The sequence below is a fragment of the Pseudoduganella sp. RAF53_2 genome (assembly GCF_052113985.1).
In the GTDB taxonomy this organism is placed as follows: Bacteria; Pseudomonadota; Gammaproteobacteria; order Burkholderiales; family Burkholderiaceae_D; genus Rugamonas.
In genome coordinates this window covers 1-3,368 of sequence record NZ_JBFRDW010000651.1, presented here as the reverse complement: position 1 = coordinate 3,368, position 3,368 = coordinate 1, and the positions used below count along the sequence as shown (strand labels likewise).

Annotated in this window: 4 protein-coding genes and 1 pseudogene; 3 read left to right on the top strand and 2 right to left on the bottom strand. The window is 62.2% G+C overall.

Annotation, left to right across the window (positions count from 1 at the left end; translation table 11 throughout):
- The 3 genes from AB4Z11_RS27165 to AB4Z11_RS27155 all read left to right on the top strand — a co-directional run.
- On the top strand, positions 1 to 753 hold a 753-nt coding region (locus tag AB4Z11_RS27165; RefSeq protein WP_442028955.1), incomplete at its 5' end, for a TonB-dependent receptor domain-containing protein.
- Positions 753 to 1,877 carry an acyltransferase family protein gene (locus tag AB4Z11_RS27160; protein WP_442028954.1) on the top strand — a complete coding sequence of 375 codons (1,125 nt, stop codon included), beginning with the start codon at positions 753 to 755 and terminating at the stop codon, positions 1,875 to 1,877. The genes AB4Z11_RS27165 and AB4Z11_RS27160, both read left to right, overlap by 1 nt.
- On the top strand, positions 1,874 to 2,614 hold the full coding sequence (locus AB4Z11_RS27155; RefSeq protein WP_442028953.1) for a GntR family transcriptional regulator: 741 nt from the start codon (positions 1,874 to 1,876) through the stop codon (positions 2,612 to 2,614). The genes AB4Z11_RS27160 and AB4Z11_RS27155 overlap by 4 nt, the downstream gene beginning before the upstream one ends.
- Positions 2,615 to 2,641: 27 nt before the next feature.
- Here AB4Z11_RS27155 and AB4Z11_RS27150 read toward each other — a convergent pair whose 3' ends face one another.
- Both AB4Z11_RS27150 and AB4Z11_RS27145 read right to left on the bottom strand, forming a co-directional pair.
- The gene (locus tag AB4Z11_RS27150; protein WP_442028952.1) at positions 2,642 to 3,142 is read right to left on the bottom strand and encodes a DUF1003 domain-containing protein; all 501 of its coding nucleotides are present in this window, start codon (positions 3,140 to 3,142) and stop codon (positions 2,642 to 2,644) included.
- 36 nt (positions 3,143 to 3,178) lie between these two features.
- Positions 3,179 to 3,368: pseudogene (locus tag AB4Z11_RS27145) on the bottom strand (hypothetical protein); the annotation flags it as partial.

Sequence of the window (3,368 nt, the reverse complement as noted above, 5' to 3'; positions counted from 1 at the left end):
GAATTCAACCACGATCTGATTGGCCGTGTGGGCCTGAACCGCACCATTTCGCGTCCGAACTACGCGGATATCGCGGGTGGTATCTCCTCGGTGGACAACCTGACCCACAAAGCCACTGGCGGCAATCCGAACCTGAAGCCGATCAAGGGCGACAACTTCGACGCATCGCTGGGCTGGTACTTCGCACCGCGCGCGCTGCTGTCGGCTGGTGTGTTTGCATCGAACATCCACGACTACGTGAAGTTCGGCGAGAGCGACATCCAGTTGTACAACACCTCGACCGGCGCGCTGGAAACCTACCGTCTGACTTCGCCGGGCGCCATCTCGGCCAAGCTGCGCGGCGTGGAACTGGCGTGGGAACAGCCGATTGGCGCAGGCTTCGGCTTCAACGCCAACTACACGTACGCGGATTCGAAGGATGCGGAAGGTGCGCGCATGCTGGGCCAGTCCAAGCATACGTATAACATCGGCGCGTACTACGAGAACGACAAGTGGAGCGCACGTCTGGCTTACAATGGCCGCTCGGATTACATCATCGCCATCGACCGCGTTGGTCCGACCATCCACGCCGACGATTTCGCGACGCTGGCTGGTTCGATCCAGTACAAGATCAACGAGCACCTGTCGCTGTCCTTTGATGGCCTGAACCTGAACGACCCGATCAGCAAGAATTATGTGCGCAGCAAGGATGAACCGCATTCGTTCCGCCGCAACGGTCGTCAATACTTCCTCAACCTTCGCGTGAAATATTAATGCCAAACCAGTCGCCGGGAATACCCAAGAATCGGCTGGCGTCGCTTGACGCCTTCCGTGGATTCACCATCGCCAGCATGCTGCTGGTGAATAATCCCGGTGACTGGAGTCATTTGTACTCCCAGCTGGAACACGCCAAGTGGAACGGCTGGACTTTCACCGACTGGATTTTCCCCTTCTTCCTGTTCATCGGTGGCATATCGATGACCTTCTCGCTCGGCCGCCAGGCCGAAGCGGGCGCCGACAAGGGCGCCTTGCTGCGCAAGCTGTTCAAGCGCGCAGCCCTGATTTTCCTGATCGGCTTCCTGCTGAATTTCATTCCGAAGTTCGATCTGACTTCCGTGCGCATTCCCGGTGTGCTGCAGCGCATTGCGCTGTGCACCGCACTGGCCGCACCGCTGGTCGTGTATTTCAACTGGCGGCAGCAGCTGGCATGGATTGCCGGACTGCTTGGTTTCTACAGCATCGTGATGCTGCTGATTCCCGTGCCAGGACTGGACGGCGTGCTCGCCGCCGGTGCGCTGGAGCCGGGGCGCGATGTCGGCGCCTACATCGATCGCCTGCTTTTGACCGGCCATATGTGGGTGCAGTCCAAGACCTGGGACCCGGAAGGCCTGTTCACCACCATCCCCGCCTTGTGCAGCCAGCTGTTTGGCGTGCTGACGGGCCGCTGGCTGCTGGCGCGCCGCGCGCCGACCGAAACGACGGTCTGGATGCTGATGGCCGGCCTGGCCGCACTATTTATCAGCGTCGTGCTCGACGCCGTGCTGATGCCGATCAATAAGAGTCTGTGGACCACGTCCTACTGCTTCATGATGACCGGCTGGGCGCTACTCATGTTCTCGGTCTTCTACTGGCTGCTCGACGGACCGCCTGCGCTGCCGCCACGCTACGTCAGGTTCTTCACCATCTATGGCATGAACGCCCTGTTCCTCTTTGCGCTTTCCGGCCTGGTGGCGAAGATGATCGGCTTCTTCAAGCTGGGCGCTACGCTGTACGCACCGATCAAGGCGCTGCCACTGGCGCCGGAGATGACTTCGCTGCTGTATGCGATTGCGTTCAATGCCGTGATGTTTGTGGTGGCCTGGTTCATGTATCGCCGTCGCTGGTTCATCAAGGTATGAATTACATCGCGCCGTCCCTGCTGCAATGCCATCCGGATGAGGATGACACGTCGCCGCTGTACGTGCGGCTGGCGCGCAGGCTGGGGGACATGGTGCGCAATGGCCACTATCCGCCGGACGTGGCGCTGCCGCCGGAGCGCGTGCTGTCCGAGTGGTTGAACGTCTCGCGCGTGACGGCGCGCAAGGCGCTGGACCAGCTGGTGGAGCAGGGACTGGTGGTGCGCCGCCGCGGCTCGGGTACTTACATCGCGCCGCAAGTCGAAACTCTGGAGCCGCAATTCTCCGAAGCTGTCGGCCAAAGCGGGTCCGAGGCCAGCACGGTGTGGCTGAAGCGCGCACTCACCGGCGCCAATGCGGGCGAGCAGTTTGCCCTGGGCCTGGGTGAGGACGCGCAGGTGGCGCGCGTGGAACGTCTGCTGGTGGCGGACGGCGTAGTGATGGCTTATGAAGTGGGCGCCGTGCGCGCCGCTTTGCTGGCGGCGCCGGAGTTGCTGCAGGATTCGCTGGAAGAGCACCTGGCGCGGGTTGGCCATCCGCCGGTGCGCACGGTGCAGCATATCCGCTCCATGAATTCCGATACGCTGGTGGCCGGGCTGCTTGGCCTGAGCGCGGGCGACGCCGTGCTATTCATCAGGCGTATCGCCTATGACCCCAGCGGCCAGCCCATAGAGCTGGCCCACTCCTACTGCCGCAGCGACCGATACGACTTCGTGGTGGAGATGCGCCGCACCCAATAAAACCCGATCCGCAGGACGTAGGGCGGATCATTCGATCCGCCGCTGTGCCGCCGCCAGAATATGCTGGTGCATCTCGGCCGTCAGCCTGTCGATACGTTCCGCCATCTGCTGCGTCGCAGCCGTCAGCTCGGTATTCTGCTTCAACAGCTCCATCATCTGCGCCGAATGCCGCGACGCCGCCAATGCCAGCGCCTCGCGGTGGCGGGCGTCCGCATCCGTCTGAGCTTTGTCGCGTTCCGCCTGCCGCGTTTGTGCCAGCAGGATAAGTGGCGCGGCATAGGCGGCCTGCACGCTGAAGGCCAGATTCAATAGAATGAAAGGGTAGGGATCGAAATGCGCCCACCCAACCAGGTTGGCCGCGATCCATAGCAGTACCAGCACCGTCTGCGCACCGAGGAAGATCGGTGTGCCGAAGAAGCGCGCGAACGCTTCGGCGCGTTGTCCGAATCGGTCCGCGCCGAAGACGGTGCTCAGGTGTTCATGCTGGCGATGGAAGCGCAGGTGGTCAGCGTCATGGTGTGTGTTCATGTGGAGCCTCCGCAACTGGTGGTGGCCCACTATAACTCACTGTTTCGCCGCCTGGGTCCGCAGCGCTTCCAATGTGCGGGGCAGGCTGCGCTTGCTCATCATGTCGACGATCCAGCCGAAACCGAAGGGCACAGGGCCGGGATCGGCGTAGACGTGGTATTCGACCACGGTCTTGTCGGCGGAACCAGGCAGGGGCTTGAACAGCCAGTAGCCCGTGGTGTCGGCG